Source organism: Leucobacter chromiireducens (assembly GCF_051993095.1).
GTDB lineage: Bacteria > Actinomycetota > Actinomycetes > Actinomycetales > Microbacteriaceae > Leucobacter > Leucobacter chromiireducens.
Genome location: NZ_CP197024.1, coordinates 439774 through 464605, shown reverse-complemented (window position 1 = coordinate 464605; position 24832 = coordinate 439774). Strand labels below are relative to the sequence as shown.

Sequence of the window (24832 nt, the reverse complement as noted above, 5' to 3'; positions counted from 1 at the left end):
ATGTCGCTCACCGCTTCTAATCAGGCCCTCGCCACGCTCGACGCCCAGGCCGCCCGCGCGCTCTTTCGCTCGGGCGAGTTGCGTCCCAGCGAACTGCTCGACGCGACGCTCGCGCGCATCGCCGAGGCGAATGGCGACCGAGAGAGCGGGATCAACGCCTTCACCGAGGTGCTCGCCGATGAAGCACGCGCGCAGGCCATGCGAGCCGACACCCAGTGGGCGGAGGCGCGTGCGGCGGGGGTGGAGCCGCCGGCGCTCCTCGGGATTCCCGTGGCCACAAAAGAAAAGCACGGGATCGCGGGCCGCACAGTGAGCCAGGGGCTCGCGGTACACCGGGGGCAGCTTGCTGCCGCGCATCATCCCGTGGTCGAGCGCGTGCTCGGTGCTGGCGGGATCATCCACGCGCGCACCACGTCGCCCGAGTTCTCGTGCGCCACGGTGACGCACTCCCCGGAGTGGGGCATCACGCGGAACCCGTGGAACCTTGCCGCGTCGCCCGGCGGGTCCTCCGGCGGTGCCGGGGCCGCCCTTGCCGCCGGGATGGCCACCCTGGCAACCGCCTCCGATATCGCAGGGAGCACCCGCATCCCCGCAGGCTTCACGGGGACCGTCGGCTACAAGGCACCCTATGGTCGGATTCCCGGGCTGCCGCCGCTCGCCGGCGACTGGTACCGCGGAGACGGGCCGATGGCGCGCACGGTCGCGGACACGGCGCTCTTGGCCGGCGTGCTGAGCGGACGCCATCCCGTGGACCACGGCTCGTTCGGGGAGTCGCGTCCTCCCGTTCCCGCTGGCGGACTGCGCGGTGCCGCGGGGGTGGCCGGGCTGCGCATCGGGCTCAGCGTCGAGCTGGGCGACTATCCGGTTGCGGCCAGTGTGCGCGCGAACACAGAACGCGTCGCGGCGGCGCTCGAAGCTGCCGGAGCGGTGATCGTGCCAGTCGCGCTGCCCTGGACCACCGAGCGTATTTCTGCAACCACGTTTGCGCACTTCGGTCACATTCTCGGCCCGGCAATGGCCGAAATCACCGCGGGCACCGAAGACCTGCTCGCCGCGTACACGGGCCAGTTCATCGCCGATGCGGCCCGAGCAAGCGCCGGGGTTTCCCTGCCGCAGTCGCTCGCACTCGATGCGACGCTGCAGGCAGAGCTCGCGTCGGCCATGCAGGGGCTTGATGCACTCCTCACCCCGACGCAGGCCGTCGAGATGCTCGACGCCGCCGGTGACTACCTGAATGGCATCGACACCGTCGACTCGGCGGGCCGCACCGTGCACCTCGCGCACTACTGGGAGGCGCACATGACGAGCCCGTTCAACGTGGCGAACCGCTGCCCGGTGCTCTCGGTGCCGAGCGGCATCTCGTCCGTGGGAGTGCCCACCGGCGTGCAGGTCGTAGGGCACCCGTTCGACGAAGCGACCGTGTTTGAGATCGGTGCGGCGATCGAGGAGCTCACGGATATGCCGGAGTTCCCGGCCCTCAATCGCTCACCCCAGTCCTAGGGCGCGACCGCCACCCGCACCACGCCCGTCATCTCCGGGTGAATCGAGCAGAGGTAGTCGTAGTCGCCCGCCTCCTCGAAGAGGTGCGTGTAACTGCCCGTCTGCTGCAGCTCGGAGACAAAGCTGCCGTCTTTCGCGACCACGTCGTGCTCCATGCTGCCTTCGAACACCCAGCGCACCGCCTGGCCCGGCTCGATCTCCACCTCGCTCGGCTCGTAGCGGTTGTCGATCGCGCGCACCGTGATCGCGGCCTTCACCTTCTCGTCGGAGGGCACCACCTCGGGCTTCGACGGTGCACAGCCGCTCAGCGCGCCCGCGGCGCCCAGCCCGATGAGGCCAGCAACCCCGCCGAGCAGCCGGCGGCGCGAAACCGTGGTCGTTCCGATCGAGGTGCGTGACATGCGTGATCCTTCTCGTTCGTGGGTGGTGCCGCGGGCAGCGTGCCGGCTAGTGGCGGTGCAGAGCGCGCGCGGCGTCGGTGATCGCGCCCGTCATCGACGGGTACACCGCGAACGCGGAGGCGACCTGGTCGACGGTGAGCCGGTGCTCAACCGCAAGCGCCAAGGGGAAGATCAGCTCGCTCGCGCGGTGCGCAACGATCACGCCACCAATCACCGTGCCGGAGGCCTCCCACGCGAACAGCTTCACGAAGCCGTCGGTGAAGCCGATCATCTTCGCACGCGGGTTTACGCTGAGCGGGATCGTGTGCGAGATGGCCTTCGCCACATCCGCATTGTCGGCCAGCGTGCGCTCGTTCCAGCCCACCGTCGCGATCTCGGGGTACGTGAACACGTTCGCCGCGACGTTGCGCAGGTCGATTGGACGCACGAAGTCGCCGAGCGCGTGCATGATGGCCGTGCGGCCCTGCATCGAAGCGACCGAGGCCAGCGGGTAGAAGTCGGTGCAGTCACCGGCTGCGTAGATCGACGGCACCGCGGTGCGCGCCACCTTGTTGACCTGGATGTGGCCGCTGTCGGTGAGCGTCACGCCGGCTTCTTCGAGTCCGAGCCCCGCAGTGTTCGGGATCGAGCCGACCGCCATCAGGCAGTGCGAGGCCTCGATCGTGCGGCCGTCCTCGAGTTCAACAAGCACTCCCGCATCGGTGCGCGTCACGGTGGTTGCGCGCGACTTTGACATCACGTTCATTCCGAGTCGTGCAAACTCGCGCTCGATCACTGCGGCGGCGTCTGGGTCCTCGCCGGGGAGCACCTGCTCGCGGCTCGACACGAGCGTCACTTCAGCGCCGAGCGTGCGGTACGCGTTGGCGAACTCGGCCCCGGTGACGCCGGATCCGACCACCACCAAGTGCTCAGGGATCGCGTTCAGGTTGTAGAGCTGCTTCCAGGTGAGGATGCGCTCACCGTCCGGCTTCGCGGAGTCCAGTTCCCGCGGGCTCGCACCCACCGAGACCACGATCGTGTCGGCTTCGATCCGATCGAAGTCCGTGCCTTCGCCGGCGGCGGCCGTCGAGACGAGCACCGCGTTCGGCCCGTCGAGGCGTCCCTCGCCCTGCACCACGCGCACGCCTGCGTCTTCGAGTGTGCGCAGCATGTCGACCGACTGCGAGCCGGCCATCGCGAGCAGGCGCTTGTTGACTGCGGCGAGATTGACCGCGATCTCGGGGCGCACGGGCTTCCCGTCGCCGCCCGGCACGAACGCCTGCACGCCGAGCTTGCCCGAATCGCGCACCGCCTGCACCGCGCCGGCCGTGCCGATGAGGCTCTTCGAGGGCACCACATCGGTGAGCACCGCGGAGCCGCCGACTCCGGCCGCTTCGATCAGCGTGACCTCGGCGCCGAGCTGCGCGCCTGCGAGCGCCGCCTCGTAGCCGCCGGGACCCCCACCCAGCACCGCGATCCGATGCTTCCGTTCATACGCTTTCGCCATGCCCTCAGTCTACGACCCGGCGGAGGCTTCGTGGCCACCGCGGTCAGTGAGCAGGGAGCCGCGATCCGCCCGCGCTCAGGCTTCTGCGCGCGCGCAATCCTGCGAGCAGGATCCGGGCCACCGCTTCTCCACGCGCCGGTCGAGCGCGGTCCAGTAGTTCTGCATCACGGGGCTGGTGCGTGCGCCAGTCCAGAGCTGGATGTTGCGCACCGCTTCGCTGTCAGCCCAGAGCCACTCGTCGAGCCACGCGTCGACGGCTGCGGCGAGCGCCTCTCCGCGTCGGCGGCCAACGCCGGGCCGGGGGCTCTCTTCGCGCTCTTCGCGACACAGCCAGGTGACGCCCACGTGTTTGGGGAGTGGGAGATCCGCAATCTGGATCGGCGAGAACACCTCAACAAACACCTGCCCGTAGCTGGACTCGGGGAGGGCGCGCAGCCAGGTGCGCAGCGCCGGCAAATCAGACGCATCACCCGCGGCGAGCACGCAGTCGATGCCAGCGGGGTCGACAACCGTCACCGCGTTCGGGCGGTCGGCAGGATCAGAAACACTCACACGCACTAGCTTAGGGCATCCTTACCAACATCGGGTGATCTCTCGGCGAACGGTCAGCCCGAAGGATCCCACTCCGAATGACGCCCCGCGACACCCACGTTCCCGCCCCGGCATCCGGAAGCGCCTATGATCGACGGTCAAGGGCGCGCCAGGCAGCGCCCCGCCCCTGAGGCTCGCACAATGAAGTCAGTAAGGACAGGCACACCGATGACGAGGACCGAATCTCCCTACGACATGTCAGCGGACGCGTTCCGGCGCGGCCTTGGAACCATTGACATGGCGATTACGGGATCGATTCCCCTGCCCGGCGCCGACGCGGCGGGCCCGAGTTCTCAGATCGCACCCGCCCACGGCTCCTCGGGCCCCGTGCTCGAGCGAGATCCCGGCATGCCCTCCAGCACCTGGCGCATGCGCAGCGATGCGTGGGAGTACCTGCGCTTCGCAGTGAAGCGACTCGTTTACGGCGCCGACGAGAACACTGACCTGCTCGCGGCGGACGGCGAGATCCAGCGCTCGCTGCGTTCCCTCGAGACCGTTGAGATGTACTGGGCCGGCTTCGGCCAGCGCTACGTGATTGCGATCGGCGAGCTCCTCGAGGCCGGCGACTACCGCACGGCACTCGAGCGCATCGGCCGGGTGGTCAATCGCCTGCGTGGCGACACGATCATCGATGAGCCACGCGACGAGTTCGGGGAGGATCAGGATCGCGCGGAGTTCGCGAGCGACCTCGATCCCCGTCCGCGCTTCGAAGTGCTCGTGATTGACGAGACGACGCCGGGCGACCGGGACGCCATGCGCGCCGAAGGGCTGCGGCTCCGCAGCGCGGCGGACACGTTCATCTACGAATTCGTCATCGTGCCGTCGGCGGACGACGCGGTGGCGGCGATCCTCACCAACCCCAACATCCTCGCCTGCGTGGTGCGCCCGAGCTTCAGCGAGCGCACGCGCCAGCGCCTCAGCCGAGATCTGCGCGAAACCATCGAGCTCGCCCGTGCCGAGGTGGCACCCGGTTCGGCGCCCTCACGGAGCTCGCTCGCATCCGTGCAGCGCGTGCTCGGCATCGCGGACACGCTTGCCGCGCTGCGCCCCGAGCTCGACCTGTACCTCATGGCGGGCGCGCACATTGAGGATCTCGCGGGCGCGCTGACCCGTCGCTTCCGCCGCGTGTTCCGCCGCGAGGACCAGCTCGAGCTGCACCTCTCGCTGCTGCGCCGCGTCTCACACCTGTACGACACCCCGTTCTTCACCGCGATTCAGGATCACGCGCGACGCCCCGTCGGCGTCTTCCACGCACTCCCCGTGGCGCGCGGTGGCTCGGTCGTCTCCTCCAAGTGGATCCGCGACCTTGCCGACTTCTACGGCCTCAACCTGTTGCTCGCGGAGACGAGTGCGACATCGGGCGGGCTCGACTCCCTGCTCGCCCCGGTGGGTGCGATCAAGAAGGCGCAGGATCTCGCCGCCCGCGCGTACGGCGCAAAGCACACCTTCTTTGTGACGAACGGCACGTCGACCGCCAACAAGATCGTGCACCAGGCGCTTGTCGCCCCCAATGACGTCGTGATGGTGGATCGCAACTGCCACAAGTCGCACCACCACGCCGTCATGCTCACCGGAGCGCGCCCCGCCTACCTCGAGGCGTACCCGCTGAACGACTTCGCCTTCTATGGCGCCGTGCCGCTCGACCGCATCAAGCAGCTGCTGCTCGACTACCGCGCACAGGGCCGCCTCGACGAAGTGCGCATGATCACGTTGACGAACTGCACGTTCGACGGCATTGTGTACGACCCGGAGCGCGTGATGGCCGAGTGCCTCGCGATCAAGCCCGATCTCGTGTTCCTGTGGGACGAAGCCTGGTTCGCGTTCGCCGCGTTCCACCCGGTCACGCGTCGCCGCACGGCAATGGCCGCCGCGAAGCGCCTCGAGCAGCGACTTGGCAGCGCGGCGCACGCGACCGCCTACCGCGAGCAGCAGGCTCGCCTCACAAGCGCCGACGGCAGCCCTGCCCCCGACGCCGCCTGGCTCGAGGAGCGCCTCATCCCCTCCCCCGACGCGCGGATTCGCGTCTACGCCACGCAGTCGACGCACAAGACGCTCACCGCGCTGCGCCAGGGCTCGATGATCCACGTCTACGACCAGGATTGGGTGCGCGAGGCCGAGGAGCCGTTCCACGAGGCGTACATGACGCACACCTCGACCTCACCGAACTACCAGATCCTCTCCTCGCTCGACATCGGCCGCCGCCAGGTGGAGCTCGAAGGCTTCGAGCTCGTGCAGCGCCAGCTCGACCTCGCGACGAGCCTCGCGCAGGCCATCGCGCGCCACCCGCTGCTGCGCCGCACATTCCGCGTGCTCACCGCACACGACCTCGTGCCACGTGAAAACCGTGGCGATGGCCGCCCCATGCCGCTCCGCGACGGCCTCTCCTCGATGTGGGAGGCGTGGGCCCACGACGAGTTCGTCGTGGACCCCAGCCGCATCACGATCGAGATCAGCCGCACCGGCGTCGACGGAGACACGTTCAAGCACGAGCACCTCATGGATCGCTACGGCATCCAGGTGAACAAGACGAGCCGCAACACCGTGCTCTTCATGACGAACATCGGCACCTCGCGCAGCGCAATCGCCTACCTCATCGAGGTTCTCGTGAAGCTCGCCGAACGGTTCGAGGAGATTCAGGCACAGCGCGATCCCGATATCCCGCTCCCCGAGGAAGCGGAGATGCCCCCGCTGCCCGACTTCAGCTCGTTCTCCCCCGGCTACGCCACCGACGCGGTGCTGCCCGATGGTGACATGCGCGCGGCGTTCTTCCGCGGCCAGCAGCGGGGCGCGGTCGAGCACGTGCGCCTCGCAGATCTCAGCGAGCGCGTGGCGCGGGGCGCCGCCCCCGTGTCCGCCGGGTTCGTCACGCCGTACCCGCCCGGCTTCCCCGTGCTGGTGCCCGGCCAGGTCATCACCGCGGAGGTGCTCGATTTCATGGCGGTGCTCGACACCCGCGAGATCCACGGCTACGACCCGCGGCGCGGCTTCCGCATCCTGCGCGAGCAGTAGCCCCCGTCCGGAAGCGCTACCCTGGGGTCTTCCCCCGCGTGCATCCTGCGCGGGGGGTCGATCCCGGAGTACCGCATGACCGATTCACCGCCGCAGGCCCTGCGGCGCACCCTCAAACCGCGCCACATCCAGATGATCGCGCTCGGTGGCGCCATCGGCACGGGGCTGTTCTACGGTTCCGCCGAGTCCATCGGGCTTGCGGGCCCCTCGGTGCTTCTCACGTACCTCATCGGCGGCGCAGTGATCTTCCTCGTCGTCCGAGCGCTCGGCGAGATGTCGGTCGACGACCCCGTGTCTGGGGCGTTCAGCCACTACGCGAACGTGAACTGGAGCGCGCGTGCCGGCTTCGTCTCGGGCTGGAACTACTGGTTCAACTACATCGCCGTGTCGATGGTTGAGCTCTCGGTCGTCGGTTCCTTCGTGAGCTACTGGCTGCCCGACGTGCCGCCCTGGGTGAGTGCAACGATCTTCCTCGTGCTCATCACCGGGGTGAACCTCGTTGGGGTGCGCGTGTTTGGTGAGACCGAGTTCTGGCTGGCCTGCGTCAAGGTCGCCGCCGTGATCGGCATGATCGTGCTCGGCATTGTGGTGGTCGTGCTCGGGATCAACCACAGTGCCGACCTCCCCGATCCGAGCTTCGCGCACCTCTGGGATCAGGGCGGCTTCTTCCCGCTCGGCGCCGGGGGCACGCTGTTCGCCCTCGTCGTCGTGATGTTCTCGTTTGGTGGCACCGAGCTCATCGGCATCACCGCCGGCGAGGCCGAGCGGCCCGAGCGCACGATCCCGCGCGCCATCAACCAGGTGGTGCTGCGCGTACTGATCTTCTACGTCGGCGCGCTCGCCGTGATCATGGCGGTCGTCCCGTGGAACCGGCTCGACGGCTCGACCAGCCCGTTCGTGCAGATCTTCGACCGCATCGGCGTCCCCGGGGCCGCGCACATCCTCAATCTGGTGATGCTCACCGCCGTCATCTCCGTCTACAACTCGGGCCTCTACGCAAACGGGCGCATGCTCTACGCGCTCGCCCTGCAGGGCAATGCGCCGCGCTACCTGCGGCGCGTGTCACGCTCCGGGATCCCCATCTTCGGGGTTCTTACCTCCTCCGCAGTCACCGCGCTCGCCGTGGTCGTGGTGTTCCTGTGGCCCGAGTTCGCGTTCCAGATCCTCATGTCGGTGGCGCTCATCGCGGCGATTATCAACTGGTCGATGATCATGATCACGCAGCTGAAGTTCCGCGCGCGCATCGGGCCCGCGGGCGCCGCCGCACTCACCTTCCGGCTGCCGTTCGCCCGAGTGACGCCGTGGCTCGTGCTCGCGTTCTTCGCGTGCCTCCTCGTGCTCATGTGCTTCCACCCGGGGTACCGCACCGCCGTGCTTGTCGGCCCGATCTGGCTCGCGGTGCTCCTCGTCGCGTTCGAGGTGCAGCGGCGGCGGCGAGCGGCCGCGTAGGCTTGTCGGTATGAGCCAGGATCAGGATCCCATCGCCCTCGCCGCCGACGCCGCACGCGAGCTCGCTCGCCTCACCGGGGTGGAGCGCCACGACATTGCGCTGACGCTGGGCAGCGGGTGGGGTGGCGCAGCCGACGTGATCGGCGAGACGATCGCCGAGATTCCCGCGGAGCAGGTTCCCGGCTTCCACGCCTCCGGTGTCGCCGGCCACTCGGGCACGCTGCGCTCGATCCGGCTCGAGAACGGCACGCACGCGCTCATCATTGGGGCGCGGACGCACTTCTACGAGGGACGCGGCGTGCGGGCGACTGTGCACGGCGTGCGCACGGCAGCCGCTGCGGGCGCGAAGATCATGGTGCTCACGAATGGCGCCGGCGGCGTTGATCCGGCGTTTAAGGCTGGTGAGGCCGTGCTGATCAGCGATCACCTGAACCTCACCGCGACATCCCCGATCGAGGGCGCCAACTTCGTTGACCTCACCGATCTGTATGCGTCACGGTTGCGCGATGTGGCACGCAGCGTCGAGCCGTCGCTTCAGGAGGGCGTGTACGTGCAGCTGCCCGGCCCGCACTACGAGACGCCCGCGGAGATCCACTACCTTCGCACGATCGGCGGCCAAATCGTGGGCATGTCGACCACGCTCGAGGCGATCGCCGCGCGCGAGGCCGGCATGGAGATCCTTGGCCTGTCGCTCATCACGAACCCGGCCGCGGGCATGGGCGAGGATCCGCTGAACCATGAGGAAGTGCTCGAGGCCGGCCGCGCCGCGGCTCCGCGCCTGGCAGACCTGCTGCGCCGCGTGGTCGCCGCCCTCTAGTCGTGTCGATGCCGCAGGCGGAGCCCGGGCCGGAGTGGGAGGCAGAATCGACGGGCGGGATCATCGTGACCCGTCCGCGGCGCGCGGCGCTGCGGCGCAGACGCTGGGTGCTGGGAGGCCTGCTCGTGTTCCTCCTCGTGGCGTTCCTGTCGTTCATGTTCTTCTTCCTCAGCGAAGGCCCGGCTCGCGGCGCAGGGCAGACCTTCAGTGCCGAGGCGATTCGTACGAATCTTGACGAAAGCTTCGGGCTATCGGAAGAGACTTTCTGGGGCGTTGTTGGGGTGCTCGCCGCCGTCACCGTGGCTCTGGCGCTGGCAAGCTCAACGGCGAGCAGGAACCTGGCTCACGCGTTCGAAACCTGGCGGCCCGGCCAACGAGCAAGCCAAACGCTCCGCGTGGAATACGCGCACACGGCCAGGCTACTCACGCTTCAGGTCCTATTCGTCTTACTTCTAGTACTCACGGCGGCCTTTGCGGCAGTGCTCGGCAAGCTCTTCGGCATGATCCTGCTCGTGCTGATCGCCGCGTTCATCTCGATCGAGAGCTTCAAGAGCATCACCACGTTCGACCGTGACCCCGGCGTATTCCTGAACGAACGAATCGCTCTACTGCGCTGGCGCGCCGCCCGAATTCGCGAGACGCCCGACGACCGCGCGGTCATCGTTGCGCTGTTCGCCGGCGTGTCCATGCTTGTCGCCGCCGTTCTCGGATTCGCATTCCTCTCCACACCCGATCCACTCTGGCGCGGGACAATCGCGACCGTCGCCGTTTCAACGGTCTTTCCGACTTTCGGAATAGCTGGGGTACCGACGGCCGTGAGCCCATCGCGACTCGTTGAGCTCGCCGGCTGGGTGCTCCTCGGCACCTTCTGGGCAATGTTCACTCTGCTTTGCCTACTTTCAGGATTCCTGGCGGCCATCGCCACCGGGTTCCACCCAACCGGGCTCGCCGTCTTCGCTGCGGCGACTCTCGCGAGCGTAGTCATGTCCCTCGCCTGGGCCGGCGCATTCGGGCTCGGACCATTGCGCGGGCTCGCACACGGCTCGCTCCGGGAGCTCGATACGGCTGGCGCCCGGCTCAAGCAACAGCAGCGGATGCCAGAGCACCGCGCCGCGCTCAAACAGGCCACGGCCGGACGAAACTCCAGATGAGGTCAACACCACTCGTCGCAACACTGTAGCCACTCAGCCACGGGCCGATACGCGGGCAGGGCAGGCCCACGCAAGACATGCCCTCAGACCCCTCGTACCTTCGTACGAGCCATGACTCCGACTCGCTTGGATCGTCTGCTGCGGCAGCGCCGCCCGCGCCGATACGCTGGAAATCCACGGGGGCAACGAAGCCTTGAAGAGGAGAAGACATGCAGTCGGTTGACGTCGTCGTCATCGGTGCCGGGTTCGCGGGGCTCACTGCCGCGCGCGAGCTCGGGCACGCCGGGTTCGAAGTACTCACGCTCGAAGCGCGCGACCGCGTGGGTGGGCGCACCTGGACGGAGAAGCGCCTGGGGCACGAGCTCGAGCTCGGCGCGAACTGGATCCACTGGGTGCAGCCCCATGTGTGGGCCGAGATGACCCGGTACGGGCGGGAGATGATCCGCAGCCCGCGCGCTGACGAAGCGTATTGGCGCGGGGCCGACGGTTCCGCGAGGCAGGGCACGCTCGACGAGTTCATGGCGCTCATCGATGAGGGGCAGCAGCTGCTCATCGATGACGTGCGAGAGGCGATGCCGCGGGGCTCGGAGCCAACGGTCGGCACCATTCAGGAACTTGATTCGCTGAGCATTCAGGATCGCTTTGACGAGCTGGGGCTCGACCCCGAGGCGCGCGCCGCGAACGAGTCTGTCTGGGTGGGGCATGTCAACGCACCGCTCAACCAGGTGGGACTCTCGAGCGCTCTCCGGTGGGTGGCGGCAACGGGTGGCCACTGGCAGCTCATGCACGAAGCCTCGTCCACGTATCGCGTGGTGGACGGCATGCGGGCATTCACCGACGAGATCGCAAAGGATGTGCCGGGCGAGATTCGCCTGGGCGCCACCGTTGTGTCGGTCATCCAGGAGGACGCAGGAGTGATCGTCAGGACGGCCGACGGCGCGCAGATTCGTGCACGTCGCGTCGTGAGCACGCTGCCCGTCAACGCGATCGCCGGTATCGAGTTCACCCCGACGCTCCCACCAGTGTGGGATCGTCAGTCCACCGAGACCGTCGCGTCACAGGGCACGAAGGTGTGGATGCGCGCCACCGGGCACGTGCCGCGCTTCTTCGCGTACGGCACCCAGCACGACGCGCTCTCGGTGCTGAAGGCGGAGTTCTACCTCAGCGACGAGCAGGGGGACTACACGCTGCTCGTGGGCTTCGGGCCGGAGCACGCGCGGGTTGATCCGGATGACCTCGCCGGGCTGCAAGCCGCGGTTGACGCTGTGCGCCCGGGGCTCGAGATCACCGAGGCGACCGCGCACGACTGGATGACCGATTCACTCGCCCAGAACACCTGGATGACGCACCGCCCAGGCCAGCTCACGCGCGATCTTGCCGAGCTGCAGGAGCCCGCTGGCGCCGTGCACTTCGCGACAACCGACAACGCAAACCTCTGGGGCGGGTTCATCGACGGCGCCATCGAGAGCGGCCTCCGGGAGGCCCGCCGGGTGGCGGCCGCCCTTCGCGCATAGCAGCGCCCCCTCACCACGCGAATCGGGGTCACTTCGGCAGGGTGTTGCGCACGTATGGTGTGCGACACCGTGCCGAAGTGACCCCGATTCGGGTGCAGGGCGGCCGGGCGACTACGCCTCGTGGACCACGCGTCCCTCGACCACGGTGAGGCGGATCGGCAGCTCGGGCAGCTCGTCCGGCGTCGCCACAACCGGGTCGGCACCCCACACCGTGAGATCGCCGACCGCGCCCACGGCCAGCACGCCGCGGTCTGCGTGGCCGCGAGCCTGGGCCGGCCACAGCGTGTACGCGAGCACCGCTTCTTCACCCGTGAGCTGCTGGTCCGGCTCGAAGACGTGGGCGTGCGCATCGCCCGGCGTGTGCCGGCCGCGCGCCCAGGCCATGCCCAAACGCGGGTCGTACTGCGCCACCGGCCAGTCCGAGCCCAGCGTCAGCTGCACGCCAGCGTTCAACACATCGCGCACGCGATAGCCGGTCGCGTCGCGTCCCTCGCCGAGGCGAACCGTCCAGTTGTCGCTGTGGTCGGCCGCGCGCCACTGCATGTGCAGGGGCTGCATCGACGCAGTCACGCCCGAGCCGCGCAGCTGCGCCACATCCTCATCCGACAGCACCTCAAGGTGCTCAATCGAGTGGAACGGCAGGCCGTCGCGCTCCGGCAGGGTGGCGTACACGTCGAGCACCTGGCTCACCGCATAGTCCCCCACCGCGTGCGTCGCAATCAGCATGCCTGCATCGTGGTACGCGCGCACCACCTCGCCGTAGCGCTCCCAGCTCGGCCAGAACGGCACCCGACCATCGCCGCAGGCATCAACGCGGTGCAGCCACGCGGTGCCCGTGTCGATCACCCCGTCGCTGAAGAGCTTGATCGCGCCGGTCTGCCACAGGCGTCCCGCCCGATCCTTCCCTGAGATCACGCGCGCCACGTCCTCATCGGTGTCGCTCACGGCGTGCCAGTGGTGCACGGTAACGCGATGATCCAACTCGCCACGCTCTTCGAGCTCACCGAGCAGCTCGACGGTGCGATCCTTGCCGTCCATGATCGCGCCACCCGTAAGCCCCACCGCCGCGAGCGTGCGGAACATGTCGCGCAGCCCCTCACGCTCTTCCTCGTGGCTCGGCTTCGGCGCAGCATCAAACAGAATTTGGTACGCGGTCGGCTCACGAAGCTCGCCGGTGGGCGTTCCGTCCGCATCCACCACGATCTCGCTGGCGTCCTCGAACTCACGCGCCCCGGTGATCCCCGCTGCGGCGAGCGCCGGGGCGGTGCCGAGGCCGGTGTGCAGGTCGTAGCAAATGAGCGCGACCGGGCGACGGGGCGCCGCGTCGGCGAGCAGATCACCACGCAAACCGGTCTCTTCAAACGGCTCGTACTCGAGGTTCCAGCCGCGCACCCACGCCCCCTCGGGGAGACGTGCGTGCTCTGCCGCAATCGCCGCTCGCAGCTCGTCGATCGTCTCGAGCCCGCCCAGGTTGATCCCGGCGGTCACCTCAGCCGCCCAGTGCGGGTGCGTGTGCGAGTCAAAGAAGCCCGGCGTGATGGTGGCGCCTGCAAGATCCCGCACCGCGATCCCACGCTCTTCGGCCGCCGCACGCACCGTGGCGTCGTCCCCGATGAGCGCGATCCGCCCCTCCTGAATGAGCAGCGCCGTCGCGTCCGCGCCGGTCTCCGTGTTCGTGCGCAGCCGCGCGCCAACCAGCGCGAGATCGCCTCCGAGCTGTGCCATGTTGCTCCTAGCCTTAGTCCTGGATCGTGGTGAAGTGCTTGCGCAGCGGCTCGTGCACATGCCAGGTGCCCGCCCAGCCGGACGGCATCACCATCACGTCACCGGGACCGAACTCCTCCGGCGCTGCGCCGGCCACCTCAATCGTGACACGACCGGACAGGATCGTGCAGATCTCCGTGTACCCGATGCGCTCCGCCGTGAACGAACCCGGCGTGCACTCCCACAGTCCGGTGTCGATGCGATCGGCAGAGCCACCCGTCCACACCGGAAGCGAGGCCTCGGTGAGGCCCGGGGTCGTTGCGGTCGGCTTGGGTGCGTGCGCTCCCAGATCGGCCGCGGCCGTATCGTGCACAGCAAGCGTGGGGATCGTGGTCATTCGTGGTCCTCCTGAAACTGATGGGAAATAGTTGCCGACCCAGCTCGGCCAGGCCGGCAGATCGGGATCGGCTAGCCGCGGCCCGTAATGACGTCGGCGATGTGCGCGATCGGTGAGGTCTTCTGGCGGCCAGCAAGCTCACTGCGGTCAGCAACGCCGTACGCGGCGTACAGCCCCTTGGTTGCAATCCAGCGGAGCGGCTCCGGCTCCCACTTGCGCACGCGGTGGTTCACCCAGGGCAGGCTAGCGATCTCGCTGTCATTGCCCAGAATCAGGTCGGTGATGGTGCGACCGGCGAGGTTCGTCGAGGTCACGCCGGTGCCGACGTAGCCACCACCCCAGGCGATCCCGGTCTGCCGATCGAGGCCGACGGTCGCAGCCCAGTCACGCGGCACACCGAGTACGCCCGACCATAGGTGTTCGACCGCGGCGCCACGCGTCGCCGGGAAGAAGCGGTGCAGGATCTCGCTGAGCGTCTTCGCCGTCACCTCAGGGGTCTGGCCATCGGTGTCCGTCTTCGAGCCGTACTTGTAGGGCACGCCGCGGCCGCCAATCGCAATGCGGTCATCGGCGGTGCGCTGCGCGTACATGTAGACGTGCGCGAAGTCGCCAAGCACCTCGCCCTGGCTCCAGTTCAGCTCGTCCCACACGTCCTTCGAGAGTGGTTCGGTGGCGATGAGGGAGGAATTCATGGGCAGCCACAGGCGGTGCAAGCCCTTGAGGTTGGCGGTGAACCCCTCCGTGGCGCGCACCACGTACTGTGCGGACACGGTGCCGTGCGTGGTGCGAACCGTGTGCGGGCTGATCTCCACTGCGCGAGTCCGCTCGTAGATCTCAACGCCCAGGCGCTCCACCGCGTCGGCGAGGCCGCTGGCAAGCTTTGCGGGTTGGATCCGCGCGCTGTGCGGGTGCCACACTGCCGCCCGCGTATTCGCCACATTGATCTTGGCCATCGCCTCGGGGGCTTCGAGCAGCTGCAGGTCCGCGTACTTCCACTGCTGCTCGGCTGCCGCGTAGGAGCGAATGCGCGCTTCCTGGGCCGGGGTGTACGCGACGTTGAACTCGCCGCCCTTCTTGATGTCAGCGTCGATGCCTTCGGCGGCGGCAACGCGAATCACCTCGTCGACGGTCTCGTTCATGGCGCGCTGGAACCGCTCCGCCGCATCACGGCCGTGCGTCTTCACGTACTGCTCGCGCCCACCCGTGATCGCGGAGGTGAGCCAGCCACCATTCCGACCAGAGGCCCCATATCCCACGTGGCGCTGCTCGATGATCACCACGCGCAGGTCGGGCTGCGCCTGCTTGAGGTAGTACGCGGTCCAGAGGCCCGTGTAGCCGGCACCGACGATGGCCACGTCGGCGCTGAGGTTACCCGGCAGTTCAGGTCGCGTCTTGGGGGCGCCAATCTGCTGCCACCAGTGGGACACGTTGCCGTTGATCATGATGCTTCTTTCTGTGAGGGGTGGGGTGATGCAAGTTCAGAAGGGGACGCATCCGCGGGTGCGGGTACGCGGTGCCGGGCGGTTGGCCTCGCCCGGCACCAGTGTCGAAGTCAGGCGGGCAGTGTGGCCACCTGGTCGGGGTGCCATGCGAGGACTGCGGGGCCACCAGTAGTCCCGAGCCACTCGAGTTCTTCAGCGCCGCGAATCACACCGGCGATCGGTTCGGGGATCCCTGTTCCGCTCAACTCGATCTCGTGCTTCCAACCGGAGCCAAGGTAGACCGACTGCCGGACTGTGACCTGAGCGCTCTGCATCCCAAACGGGACCTCTGAGCCGGGCCGCAAGAGTTCGCCGTGCTCGGGACGAACCACCGTAGTGGTCACCCCATCTTCGCTCGGCACCATCGTCGACTCCCCAATGAACCCAGCGACGAAGAGCGATGCCGGACGCTCGTAGAGCTCCTTTGCGGTGCCAACCTGCTCGATTCGACCGTTGTTGAAGACGGCGATCCGGTCCGAGAGCGTGAGCGCTTCTTCCTGGTCGTGCGTGACGAACACAAAGGTTCGGCCCACCTCGCGATGGATGCGACGCAGCTCAAGCTGCAGGCGCTCCCGCAGGTTCTTGTCGAGCGCGCCGAGCGGCTCGTCGAGAAGCAGAACCTTCGGCTGGAACACCAGAGCGCGAGCAAGCGCAACACGCTGCTGCTGCCCGCCCGAGAGCTCGGCCGGGTAGCGATCTTCATACCCCGAGAGGCCGGCCGTCTCGAGCGCTTCGTGCACCAGAGTTGCGGTCTCCGATTTCGAGACCTTCCTCCTGGCGAGCGGGAAGGCAACGTTGTCGAACACACTCATGTGCGGGAAGAGCGCATAATGCTGAAACACGATCCCCAGATCGCGCTTGTGCACGGGGACGTCCGCCATCTGCTTCCCGTCGATGCGCACATTCCCGGTGGTGAGGTCGGTGAAGCCTGCAATGAGGTTGAGCGTCGTCGTCTTGCCAGAACCCGACGGTCCGAGGAACGTCATGAACTCGCCAGGCTCGACGGTGAGACTCACGTTATCGAGCGCGATTGACTTGGGGTAGTGCTTGGAGACTCCGTCGAGGCGGATCTCTGCGCCGCGGTTACTTGGCTCGGGCACGGGTTTTCCTTCCGGAGAGGGTGAGTCCCAGCACGACGAGCGCGGTCGTGATGAGGAGAATGACGGTTGCCGCTGCGGCAAGCGTCGGATCGGTGTCGCGTGTGACGCTGGAGTACATCAGCACGGGAAGCGTGTTCAGGTACGGGCTCTTGATGAAGAGGGACAGCATCACTTCATCGAACGAGGTGACGAACGCGAAGAGCGCACCCGAGATCATGCCGGGCACAATGTTCGGCAGTGTCACACGCATGAATGTGGTGAACCGATTCGCGCCGAGGCTCATCGCAGCCTGTTCGAGGCGCGAGTCGAACCCAGCAAACCCGGCGGTGATCGCCACCACCGTGAACGGGAGAGCAAGTACAGTGTGCGCGAACACGAAACCGAGCAGTGTGCCGACGAGCCCAGCTTTGAGGAAGACCGCGTACAAACCGATCGCCACAACGATGCCGGGCACGACCATGGGTGAGAGTAGACCGAAGGTCAGACCTGCAATCAGCTTCTTGTTTGCCATCTGCCGCAGGCCCAACGCTGCGAGAAGGCCAAGCAGTGTCGCCAGTGCCGCGACCAGCAGCCCGATCAGCAATGAGTTGCCGAGTGCAGCCGTCCACTGAGGGTTTGTGAAGAACGACTCGTACCATCGCCAGGACCACCCGGTGGGAGGGAAAACAAGCGATGCTTTGTCAGTGAAGCTCAGCGGAATCACAATCAGGCTGGGGGCGACGAGCCAGATCGAGACGAGCGCGGCGACCACCCAGAGGATGGTCTTTGTAACTGGATGAGTTTTCAGCATTACAGCACCTTCACCTTGATGCCCTTGCGGCTACTGAGCTTCGCAATCAGGCCGATGATGCCCAGCAGGATCACCGTGATGACGAGCAGGATCACGCCCAGCGCGCCACCACGACCCCATTCGAGCAGGCCGGAAACCTGTGCGTAGATGGATTGTGCAAGCATGCTGTCGGACGGGGATCCCAGGAGCGCCGGAGTGACGTAGAAGCCGAGCGCCTGAATAAAGACCAGCAACGAGCCTGCGGCAACACCTGGCATACTCAGCGGCACGAAGACCTTCAGAAATGCAACCGATGGCCGGGCACCGAGTGATCGCGCCGCGGTCACGAGGCGCAGGTCGATGCCGCTCATCACTGCGTAGAGCGGCAGCACCATGAACGGCATGAGCACGTGGCTCAGGCCGATGACCACTCCTGTGTTCGTACGCAGCAGCTCGAGGGGACCGATCCCGATCAGGCCGAGCAAAGAGTTCACCACGCCGCCGTCCTGCAGCAGCACGATCCAGGCAAAGGTTCGGATCATGAGTGAGGTCCAGAACGGGATCAGTGCGATCACGACGAGCACGGTTCGAGCTTTCGCCCCCACAATCGTCATGAGGTAGGCGTAGGGGTAGGCGAGCGCCAGACAAATCACCGTCGCGAGGAGCGCGTTTCCAAAGGTACGCGCGATCACCGCGAGGTTGTTGGGATTGGTCAGCGCCCAAGAATAGTTCTCTAGGCCGAGCGTCGGCTCGCTGAAGCTCCGCCACACGCTCTCGAGCAGCGGGTATGCGAACACCCCAATCAGGAGGGCGTACGCAGGGAGCAGCAGAAGCCACGCCCGACCGGAGGGGCGAGGAGCTTTGGGCTCCCTTCCGCCTCCGATCAGTGCGGTCTCAGCCATGGTTTAGCCCTGCATCCAGTCGAGCCAGCGGTTCAGCTCGGTGTCGTAGTTCTTTGCCCACCAGCCAGCGTCGGTGGCCACCATCTGCTCGGCAATAGCCGGATTGGTGGTCAGGTATTCCGCACCAAGCTCAGAGAGCTTCGGCTGAGCGTCCTTGTGCACGGGCGAGTAGGACGTCAGCTCGGAGAGCTTTGCTTGCTGCTGCGCACCCAAGTAGTAGTTGATGTAGGCGAATGCCGCATCAGGGTTCTTCGCGTTCTTCGGGACCGCGAGTGCGTCTGCAATCACCAGGGACTGGTTCCAAATCGGCTTGTAGTTTGCGCCGTTCTCGACCGCGGCAAAACCTCGACCGGACCAGACGAGCGCCATGTCGGCTTCGCCAGACTCAATCATCTGCTGCGACTCTGCGCCGGTCTTCCAGTAGATGAGACTGTCACGGATGCCATCGAGCTTGTCGTATGCCCGATCCATGTCGAGCGGGTAGAGCTTGTCGGCAGCAACGCCGTCGGCGAGCAGGGCTCCCTCGTAGACACCGGGGCCAATGTCTTCGAACCCAGCAATGCCTCGCTTGCCCGGGAACTTCTCCGTGTCAAAGAAGTCGGCCCAGCCTGTCGGGGCGGTGGAGTACTTGTCGGCGTTGTACATGATGACGTAGCCGTACTGCATCGCGGGAACGTAGCACTCACCGACAAGGCTGCTCGGGGCGTTGGACACATCGACAATGCTGGTGTCGAGATCCATGAGAAGTCCGTCTTCCCCACACTGCATATCAGCCCAGATGACGTCGGTGTCCACGACGTCCCAGGTGACCTGCTTGCTCTCCACCTGCGCCTTCACCTTCGCGTACTCGGTGGGGCCGTCATCAAGCATCGTCGCGCCCGACTCCTTGGCAAACGGAACGGACGCCGCTTCGACCTGCCCCTCCTGGTAAATGCCGCCCCAGGAGGCGAGTGTGAGGGTAACGCCGTCAAGCGCGTTTTCTTTAACGGTGCCGGCAACTGCGGGGCCGTCGCCCAGGTCAACTTCGACCGGAGCGCTGCCACCGGAGCAACCGACGAGGGATACAGCCAGAGCGAGGCCACCGACAGTGGTGAGCACAGTTCGCTTGCGGTTGATCATCGTGATCTCCTTGCGTGGGGATGGGTGTGGTGGGAGGTCTGGGTGGCGCTAGACGGCAGCGTCGGTGGGGTGAAACTCTTCGGCGGCAGTCGGCGGGCTGTTGATCCACAGCACCTCGGCTTCCGCGTCGGACTCGTTCACGATGCGGTGCGGCACAGAACTCAAAAACTCAATCGAGTCGTCCTTGTGCATCTCGTACCGCTCACCCGCGAGTTCAAGCACCACGGTGCCCGCAACCACGATCAGGAATTCCTGGGCGTTGCCGTGACTGTAGGGGTCGGAGCCGGTGCTTCCGCCCGCGGGGAAGGATCCCGAGTAGATCTCAAGGTTTCGCAGAGGTTCTTGCGAAATCACAAACTTCTCGGCGCCTGCCAGGGGCAACGTCGGCCGGTCGGCGGCGCGCAAGACGCCCCGGGTGTGCCCATTCGAAGCATCGAGGAGATGCGCGGGTGTGACCCCAAGCGCTGCAGCGATCTTTCGCAGGGAGGCGACAGAAGCGTTAGTACGGCCGTTCTCAAGCTGGCTGAGAAAGCTCGAGCTCACGCCCGCCGCTGCGGCGAGCGCGCGCAGGCTGAGACCGCGCAGTTCACGAAACTGCGCGACGCGCTGGCCAAGCTCTTGATCATCGGTCATTCGGAACCCCCGTTGCTTCCGAGCGGAGTTCCTGCTACACGCACTGGGCGTGATTCTGAACACCACTGTTCTTGTCACTGAACACAATGTTCAGTGATGCGCCCAAGCTACCGGGCTATTTCGACAAGCGCAAGCACGTGCGCCGCCGTAGCAGAGAAACCACTGGTCACCCTCCGAAAACTCGGCACGGTTCCCAGCGCGGACACTTGATTCGCTTCCAGCGCGACACATCGCGCAATGTGGCCGCCGGTGAGGCGTACCATGGTGCTACGGATTCCCACAAAGGACTCCCGGTTTCCTTGGCGCAAGCCGACTCACACCACACCGACGTTTTTGGGCTGGCGCTTCGTCCCACCCGAAAGCCCCACATGAGTTCCTCCGCAGTCGCCTCAGCGACGCCCGCCACACCCCGCAATTCGCCGTCTCGCGTGATCCTCGCCAGCCTTATCGGCACGACGATCGAGTTCTACGATTTCTACGTCTACGCAACCGCGGCCGTGCTCGTTTTCCCGCACCTCTTCTTCCCCACCGGGAATGACACCACCGCGCTCCTCGCCTCATTCGCGACGTTCGGCGCCGCAATGCTCGCGCGCCCCATTGGTGCGGTGTTCTTCGGCCACCTCGGCGACCGTTTGGGTCGCAAGACCACGCTTGTCGCTTCACTCATCACCATGGGTGTCGCGACCTTCCTCATCGGCGTGCTGCCCACGTACTCGCAGATTGGCGCGTGGGCTGCCGTTCTCCTCCTCCTCATGCGCCTCGCGCAGGGCTTCGCGATCGGCGGCGAGTGGTCTGGCGCCGCTCTCGTCGCAACGGAAAACGCTCCAGAAGGCAAACGCGCCTGGTACGGCACGTTCCCACAGCTCGGCGCCCCGCTCGGCTTCATCATCGCGAACATGTTGTTCTTTGTGATCAACGTCGCACTCGCTGATCCCGATCAGCCCGGGATCGCATCCGAGGCCTTCCTCAGTTGGGGCTGGCGGATCCCGTTCCTCTTCTCCGCGGTGATGGTGATCGTGGGCCTGTGGGTGCGCCTCAAGCTCGTCGAGTCGAGCGCGTTCGAGCGCACGAAGGCGAGCGGCAAGGTGACGCGCATGCCGCTCGCCGTGGCGTTCCGGGATCACTGGCGCGCGCTCATCCTGGGCACGTTTGCGATGCTCGCCACCTACGTGTTGTTCTACCTGATGACGTCGTACACGCTCACGTTCGGCACCCGTCCGGGGCTCGAGGCCGCCCAGCAGGCAGCCGCGGAGGCCGGCACCGACTTCGACGCGTCGAGCTACGTTCCCGGTCTCGGCTATGCGTACAACGACTTCATTCTGATGCTGGTGTTCGGAGTCGTCTTCTTCGGCATCTTCACGCTCGTGTCCGGGCCGCTCGCAGATCGCTTCGGGCGGCGCCGCACGCTCATCTGGGTGACCGTGGCCATCGCGGCCTTCGGCTTCCTGTTCGTGCCACTGCTTGCGGGCGACACCGCGCGCGTGATGTTCTTCCTCGCGCTCGGCTTCACACTGATGGGCCTCACGTTCGGCCCGATGGGCGCCTTCCTGCCCGAGATGTTCCCCACCCACGTGCGCTACACCGGGTCGGCGATCGCCTACAACGTGTCATCGATCCTGGGCGCCGCGCTCGCCCCGATCATCGCGGTGTGGCTGTGGGGGCTCGCTGATGGCAGCCCCGTCTACGTGGGCCTCTACCTCACTGGTGCGGCGATCCTCACGCTCGTCTCGCTCATCCTGACGCCGGAGACCAAGCACATCGACATGGAGGCGTAGCCCACACCCCGTTCGACCCCGCACAAGGGCAGGTTCCCGCCGGGAGGGCACGAAATCTTGCGAGATTCGATGCCCTTCCGGCGGGAACCTGCCCGTGTGGGGTGGTGTGGGGTGGGGTCGGGATGAAGGCCCCTGCGAACCGGCCTAGGTGGCCGACTCGCCCGCCTCACCCGTGTCGACGAGCAGCACGCCCGAGTCGATATCCCACATCATCGCGACCTCATCGCCGCGGTTGTGAATGCGCGCCTCCTGCCCGAGACGAACCGCACCCTCTGTACCATCGGGCAGCCGCACCGTGTAGCGCCGCGATGCTCCCAGGTAGGTCACATCGAGGATCCTCACGGGGATCGCGTTCTGCGTCTCGGTGGGGGCCGTGCCCGCCGGCTCGAGCCGCAGGTTTTCGGGTCGGATCAGGATCGCGAGGTCCGAATGAATCGACTGCCCATCGGCAACGACGCGGTGCCCGGCAACATCGATCGCAGTCTGTCGCTCCCCCACCGCGGTGCCCGTACCGAGCAGCACGGTCGATTCACCGAGGAAGCGCCCCACGAAGAGCGTCTGCGGCGCCTCGTAGAGATCCTCGGCGGTGCCCACCTGCTCGATCTTGCCGTTGTTGAAGACCGCGATGCGATCCGACATCGACAGCGCTTCCTCCTGATCATGCGTCACGTAGACGAACGTCGAGCCGACCTCGCGGTGAATACGCTTAATCTCGGTCTGCAGCCACTCGCGCAGCTTCTTGTCGAGTGCGCCGAGCGGCTCGTCCATGAGCAGCACGCGGGGCTCGTAGACCAGCGCGCGAGCGAGTGCCACACGCTGCTGCTGGCCTCCGGAAAGCTCCGACGGGTAGCGATCCCCGTACTCGCCCATGCGCACCATCGCGAGAGCCGCCGACACCTTCTCCTGCTGCTCGGCCTTGCTCAGCTTGCGGCGCTGCAGCGGGTACGCGATGTTCTCGGCCACCGTCTTGTGCGGGAACAGCGCATAGTTCTGGAACACCATGCCGATGTCGCGCTTGTGCGGCGGCAGCTTCGCTACGGGCTTGCCATAGATGTGCAGGTGCCCCTCGGTGACACCGGTGAACCCGGCAATCATGTTGAGGGTAGTGGTCTTGCCCGAACCCGAGGGGCCGAGGAAGGTCATGAACTCGCCGGGTTCGATCACCAGATCGATCTCGTCGACCACAGCCTTGTCGCCGTAGCGCTTCGTCACCTGGGCGAGGCTAATGCCCGCCTCGCCGATCGTGTGGATCGTCTGGGTGTTGAGTCCCTCGGAGCGGAGTTCCGCCTCGTGCCCCTCGGGCACCGGGATGTCGTTGTGAGTCATAGCGTTCACGCTACCGGTCGCTTTCTCTTCCGCGTGGCGAACTGGGCGATGAGCATCACGACCACCGAGGTGAGCATCGTGATCACCGCCACGGCGGCCACCGTGGGGTCATTGGTCTGGGTGACGCTGTTAAAGATTTTCACCGGCAGCGTTTGCAGGGAGGGGCTCTGAATAAACAGCGACAGGATCACTTCGTCGAACGAGGTGACGAAGGCGAACAGCGCACCGGCGGTGACGCCGGGGGCGATGAGCGGCAGCGTAATGCTGAAGAAGGTGCGTACCCGGCCGGCGCCGAGCGACGCGGATGCCTGTTCAAGCCTGGGATCGAGACCCTGCAGTGACGCCATCACGTTCGTGATGACGAGCGGCATAGCGACGATCGTGTGGGCGAGGATGAAGCCGGGCAGGGTGCCCAACAGGTTCATCCGCAGGAACAGGGAGTACAGACCCACCGCGAGAACGATGCCCGGCACGATGAGCGGTAGCAGGAAGTAGCCTTCCAGGAGCCCCTTGCCGCGGAACTTCACCTTGGACAGGCCGAGTGCTGCAAGCACGCCCACCGCGGTCGCGACGATCATGGTGAGCAGCGCGACCTGCAGTGACGAGAAGAGCGACTTCATCCAGCTCGGATCAGTGAAGAAGTTCTCGTACCAGCGGGTCGAGAAGCCCTTCGGCGGGAAGTTGAACGAGGGAGCCTCGTTGAACGACATCGGCACGATCACGAGCGTGGGCAGGATCAGCCAGATCACGATCAGCACGGCGAAGACACCGAGTACACGCTTGAACGTCATTAGCGATTCACCCCCGGGAACAGGCTGCCACCCTTATTGAGCCGTGACACGACCACCAGGATCAGGATCGTGCACACCAGCAAGAAGATGCCGAGTGCGGTGCCCTGGCCCCACATGAGGAAGACGCTGATCTGCTGCTGAATCATCGCGGAAATCATGATCTCCTTCGACGAGCCGAGTAGCGCGGGAATGATGTAGAAGCCGAGGCCGAGGATGAACACCGTCACGCCACCCGAGAAGATCCCGGGCTTCGACAGGGGGAGGTACACCGTGAAGAATGCAGTGACGGGGTTCGCGCCAAGGTTTGAGGCCGCCGGCAGGAGTCGCTTGTCAATCTTCGACATCGACGAGTAGAGCGGCAGCACCATAAACGGCAGCAGCACCTGGCTCATACCGAGCGCGACACCGAAGGTGGTGCGGATGAGCGGGATCGGCCCGATGCCGAACCATGCCGCGAGAATACCGTTGATCGGCCCCGTGTCCTGCAGGAGCACCATCCACGCGAGGGTCCGCACGAGGATCGAGGTCCACAGCGGCATCATGATGAACAGCTGCATGAGGTTGCGCGTGCGGTCGGACACGATGGTCATGAGGTACGCGTACGGGTACGCGAGCACGAGACAGACAATCGTCACGATGATCGCGGTGCCGAAGGTGCGCAGCACCACGTTGAGGTTTGCCTCGGTCGTGAACAGCCAGACATAGTTCTGCATGCCGGGCTTCGGGTCCGTGACCGAGCGGATGAACACATCGATCAGCGGCGCGAGGAAGAACAGGGAAACGATCACGAACGCCGGGACGAGGAGGAGGAGCGGACGCCAGTTCTTTGGCCCCCGCTTCTTCGCGGCCCCGGGGTCCGCACCGAGGGCGATCGCACGTGTCGACGTATCGCCCTCGGTGACGGTGTGGTCAGTCAT

The 24832-nt window shown here is 66.3% G+C and carries 21 protein-coding genes; 7 read left to right on the top strand and 14 right to left on the bottom strand.

What is annotated here, in order from left to right; translation table 11 throughout:
- A complete protein-coding gene (locus tag ACR81A_RS02090) occupies positions 1 to 1500 on the top strand; it encodes an amidase (RefSeq protein WP_440312419.1) in 1500 nt (499 codons plus the stop codon).
- Here ACR81A_RS02090 and ACR81A_RS02085 read toward each other — a convergent pair.
- The 3 genes from ACR81A_RS02085 to ACR81A_RS02075 all read right to left on the bottom strand — a co-directional run bounded on the left by ACR81A_RS02085 (position 1497) and on the right by ACR81A_RS02075 (position 3939).
- Positions 1497 to 1901 (bottom strand): plastocyanin/azurin family copper-binding protein, encoded by a 405-nt coding sequence (locus ACR81A_RS02085; protein WP_440312418.1) that lies wholly within the window; start codon positions 1899 to 1901, stop codon positions 1497 to 1499. The genes ACR81A_RS02090 and ACR81A_RS02085 overlap by 4 nt on opposite strands.
- 46 nt (positions 1902 to 1947) lie before the next feature.
- Positions 1948 to 3387 (bottom strand): NAD(P)H-quinone dehydrogenase, encoded by a 1440-nt coding sequence (locus tag ACR81A_RS02080; protein ID WP_202382322.1) that lies wholly within the window; start codon positions 3385 to 3387, stop codon positions 1948 to 1950.
- A 75-nt stretch (positions 3388 to 3462) separates the two neighbouring features.
- Positions 3463 to 3939: an SIP domain-containing protein gene (locus ACR81A_RS02075; protein ID WP_440312417.1), complete on the bottom strand. Its 477-nt coding sequence runs from the start codon at positions 3937 to 3939 to the stop codon at positions 3463 to 3465.
- Positions 3940 to 4146: 207 nt separating this feature from the next.
- On the opposite strand from ACR81A_RS02075, the gene ACR81A_RS02070 reads away from it, so the two are divergent.
- From ACR81A_RS02070 to ACR81A_RS02050, 5 genes are all read left to right on the top strand, one after another.
- The gene (locus ACR81A_RS02070; protein ID WP_440312416.1) at positions 4147 to 6987 is read left to right on the top strand and encodes an aminotransferase class I/II-fold pyridoxal phosphate-dependent enzyme; all 2841 of its coding nucleotides are present in this window, start codon (positions 4147 to 4149) and stop codon (positions 6985 to 6987) included.
- Positions 6988 to 7062: 75 nt separating this feature from the next.
- Entirely contained in the window at positions 7063 to 8436 is a 1374-nt protein-coding gene (locus tag ACR81A_RS02065) for an amino acid permease (RefSeq protein ID WP_440312415.1), read from the top strand.
- Positions 8437 to 8446: 10 nt separating this feature from the next.
- Positions 8447 to 9253 carry a purine-nucleoside phosphorylase gene (locus ACR81A_RS02060; RefSeq protein WP_202382325.1) on the top strand — a complete coding sequence of 269 codons (807 nt, stop codon included), beginning with the start codon at positions 8447 to 8449 and terminating at the stop codon, positions 9251 to 9253.
- Positions 9254 to 9261: 8 nt separating this feature from the next.
- Positions 9262 to 10404 (top strand): hypothetical protein, encoded by a 1143-nt coding sequence (locus ACR81A_RS02055; RefSeq protein ID WP_440312414.1) that lies wholly within the window; start codon positions 9262 to 9264, stop codon positions 10402 to 10404.
- A 209-nt stretch (positions 10405 to 10613) separates the two neighbouring features.
- Positions 10614 to 11918 (top strand): flavin monoamine oxidase family protein, encoded by a 1305-nt coding sequence (locus tag ACR81A_RS02050; protein ID WP_440312413.1) that lies wholly within the window; start codon positions 10614 to 10616, stop codon positions 11916 to 11918.
- A gap of 111 nt (positions 11919 to 12029) precedes the next feature.
- Here ACR81A_RS02050 and ACR81A_RS02045 read toward each other — a convergent pair whose 3' ends face one another.
- From ACR81A_RS02045 to ACR81A_RS02010, 8 genes are all read right to left on the bottom strand, one after another.
- Positions 12030 to 13643, bottom strand: coding sequence for an amidohydrolase (locus ACR81A_RS02045; RefSeq protein ID WP_440312412.1), 1614 nt, complete (start codon positions 13641 to 13643; stop codon positions 12030 to 12032).
- 13 nt (positions 13644 to 13656) lie between these two features.
- Positions 13657 to 14019 carry a cupin domain-containing protein gene (locus ACR81A_RS02040; RefSeq protein ID WP_202382329.1) on the bottom strand — a complete coding sequence of 121 codons (363 nt, stop codon included), beginning with the start codon at positions 14017 to 14019 and terminating at the stop codon, positions 13657 to 13659.
- A gap of 71 nt (positions 14020 to 14090) precedes the next feature.
- Entirely contained in the window at positions 14091 to 15461 is a 1371-nt protein-coding gene (locus ACR81A_RS02035) for an NAD(P)/FAD-dependent oxidoreductase (RefSeq protein WP_440312411.1), read from the bottom strand.
- Between the two features lie 110 nt (positions 15462 to 15571).
- Complete coding sequence (locus tag ACR81A_RS02030) at positions 15572 to 16600, bottom strand: ATP-binding cassette domain-containing protein (RefSeq protein ID WP_202382331.1); 1029 nt, start codon at positions 16598 to 16600, stop codon at positions 15572 to 15574.
- Positions 16584 to 17390, bottom strand: coding sequence for an ABC transporter permease (locus ACR81A_RS02025; RefSeq protein ID WP_202382332.1), 807 nt, complete (start codon positions 17388 to 17390; stop codon positions 16584 to 16586). The genes ACR81A_RS02030 and ACR81A_RS02025 overlap by 17 nt, the downstream gene beginning before the upstream one ends.
- Positions 17390 to 18271, bottom strand: coding sequence for an ABC transporter permease (locus ACR81A_RS02020; protein ID WP_202382333.1), 882 nt, complete (start codon positions 18269 to 18271; stop codon positions 17390 to 17392). The genes ACR81A_RS02025 and ACR81A_RS02020 overlap by 1 nt, the downstream gene beginning before the upstream one ends.
- Before the next feature lie 3 nt (positions 18272 to 18274).
- Positions 18275 to 19390 (bottom strand): ABC transporter substrate-binding protein, encoded by a 1116-nt coding sequence (locus ACR81A_RS02015; protein ID WP_202382334.1) that lies wholly within the window; start codon positions 19388 to 19390, stop codon positions 18275 to 18277.
- Positions 19391 to 19438: 48 nt separating this feature from the next.
- On the bottom strand, positions 19439 to 20023 hold the full coding sequence (locus ACR81A_RS02010; RefSeq protein ID WP_202382335.1) for a helix-turn-helix domain-containing protein: 585 nt from the start codon (positions 20021 to 20023) through the stop codon (positions 19439 to 19441).
- Between the two features lie 368 nt (positions 20024 to 20391).
- Between ACR81A_RS02010 and ACR81A_RS02005 the strand changes: the two genes are divergently transcribed.
- Positions 20392 to 21798, top strand: coding sequence for an MFS transporter (locus ACR81A_RS02005; RefSeq protein ID WP_202382336.1), 1407 nt, complete (start codon positions 20392 to 20394; stop codon positions 21796 to 21798).
- 144 nt (positions 21799 to 21942) lie between these two features.
- On the opposite strand, the gene ACR81A_RS02000 is transcribed toward ACR81A_RS02005, so the two are convergent.
- From ACR81A_RS02000 to ACR81A_RS01990, 3 genes are read right to left on the bottom strand one after another with little or no spacing between them, the layout of a single operon-like run.
- On the bottom strand, positions 21943 to 23124 hold the full coding sequence (locus tag ACR81A_RS02000; RefSeq protein ID WP_440312410.1) for an ABC transporter ATP-binding protein: 1182 nt from the start codon (positions 23122 to 23124) through the stop codon (positions 21943 to 21945).
- Between the two features lie 5 nt (positions 23125 to 23129).
- Positions 23130 to 23915, bottom strand: a complete 786-nt coding sequence (locus ACR81A_RS01995; RefSeq protein WP_202382338.1) for an ABC transporter permease — start codon at positions 23913 to 23915, stop codon at positions 23130 to 23132.
- Positions 23915 to 24832: an ABC transporter permease gene (locus ACR81A_RS01990; protein WP_202382339.1), complete on the bottom strand. Its 918-nt coding sequence runs from the start codon at positions 24830 to 24832 to the stop codon at positions 23915 to 23917. The genes ACR81A_RS01995 and ACR81A_RS01990 overlap by 1 nt, the downstream gene beginning before the upstream one ends.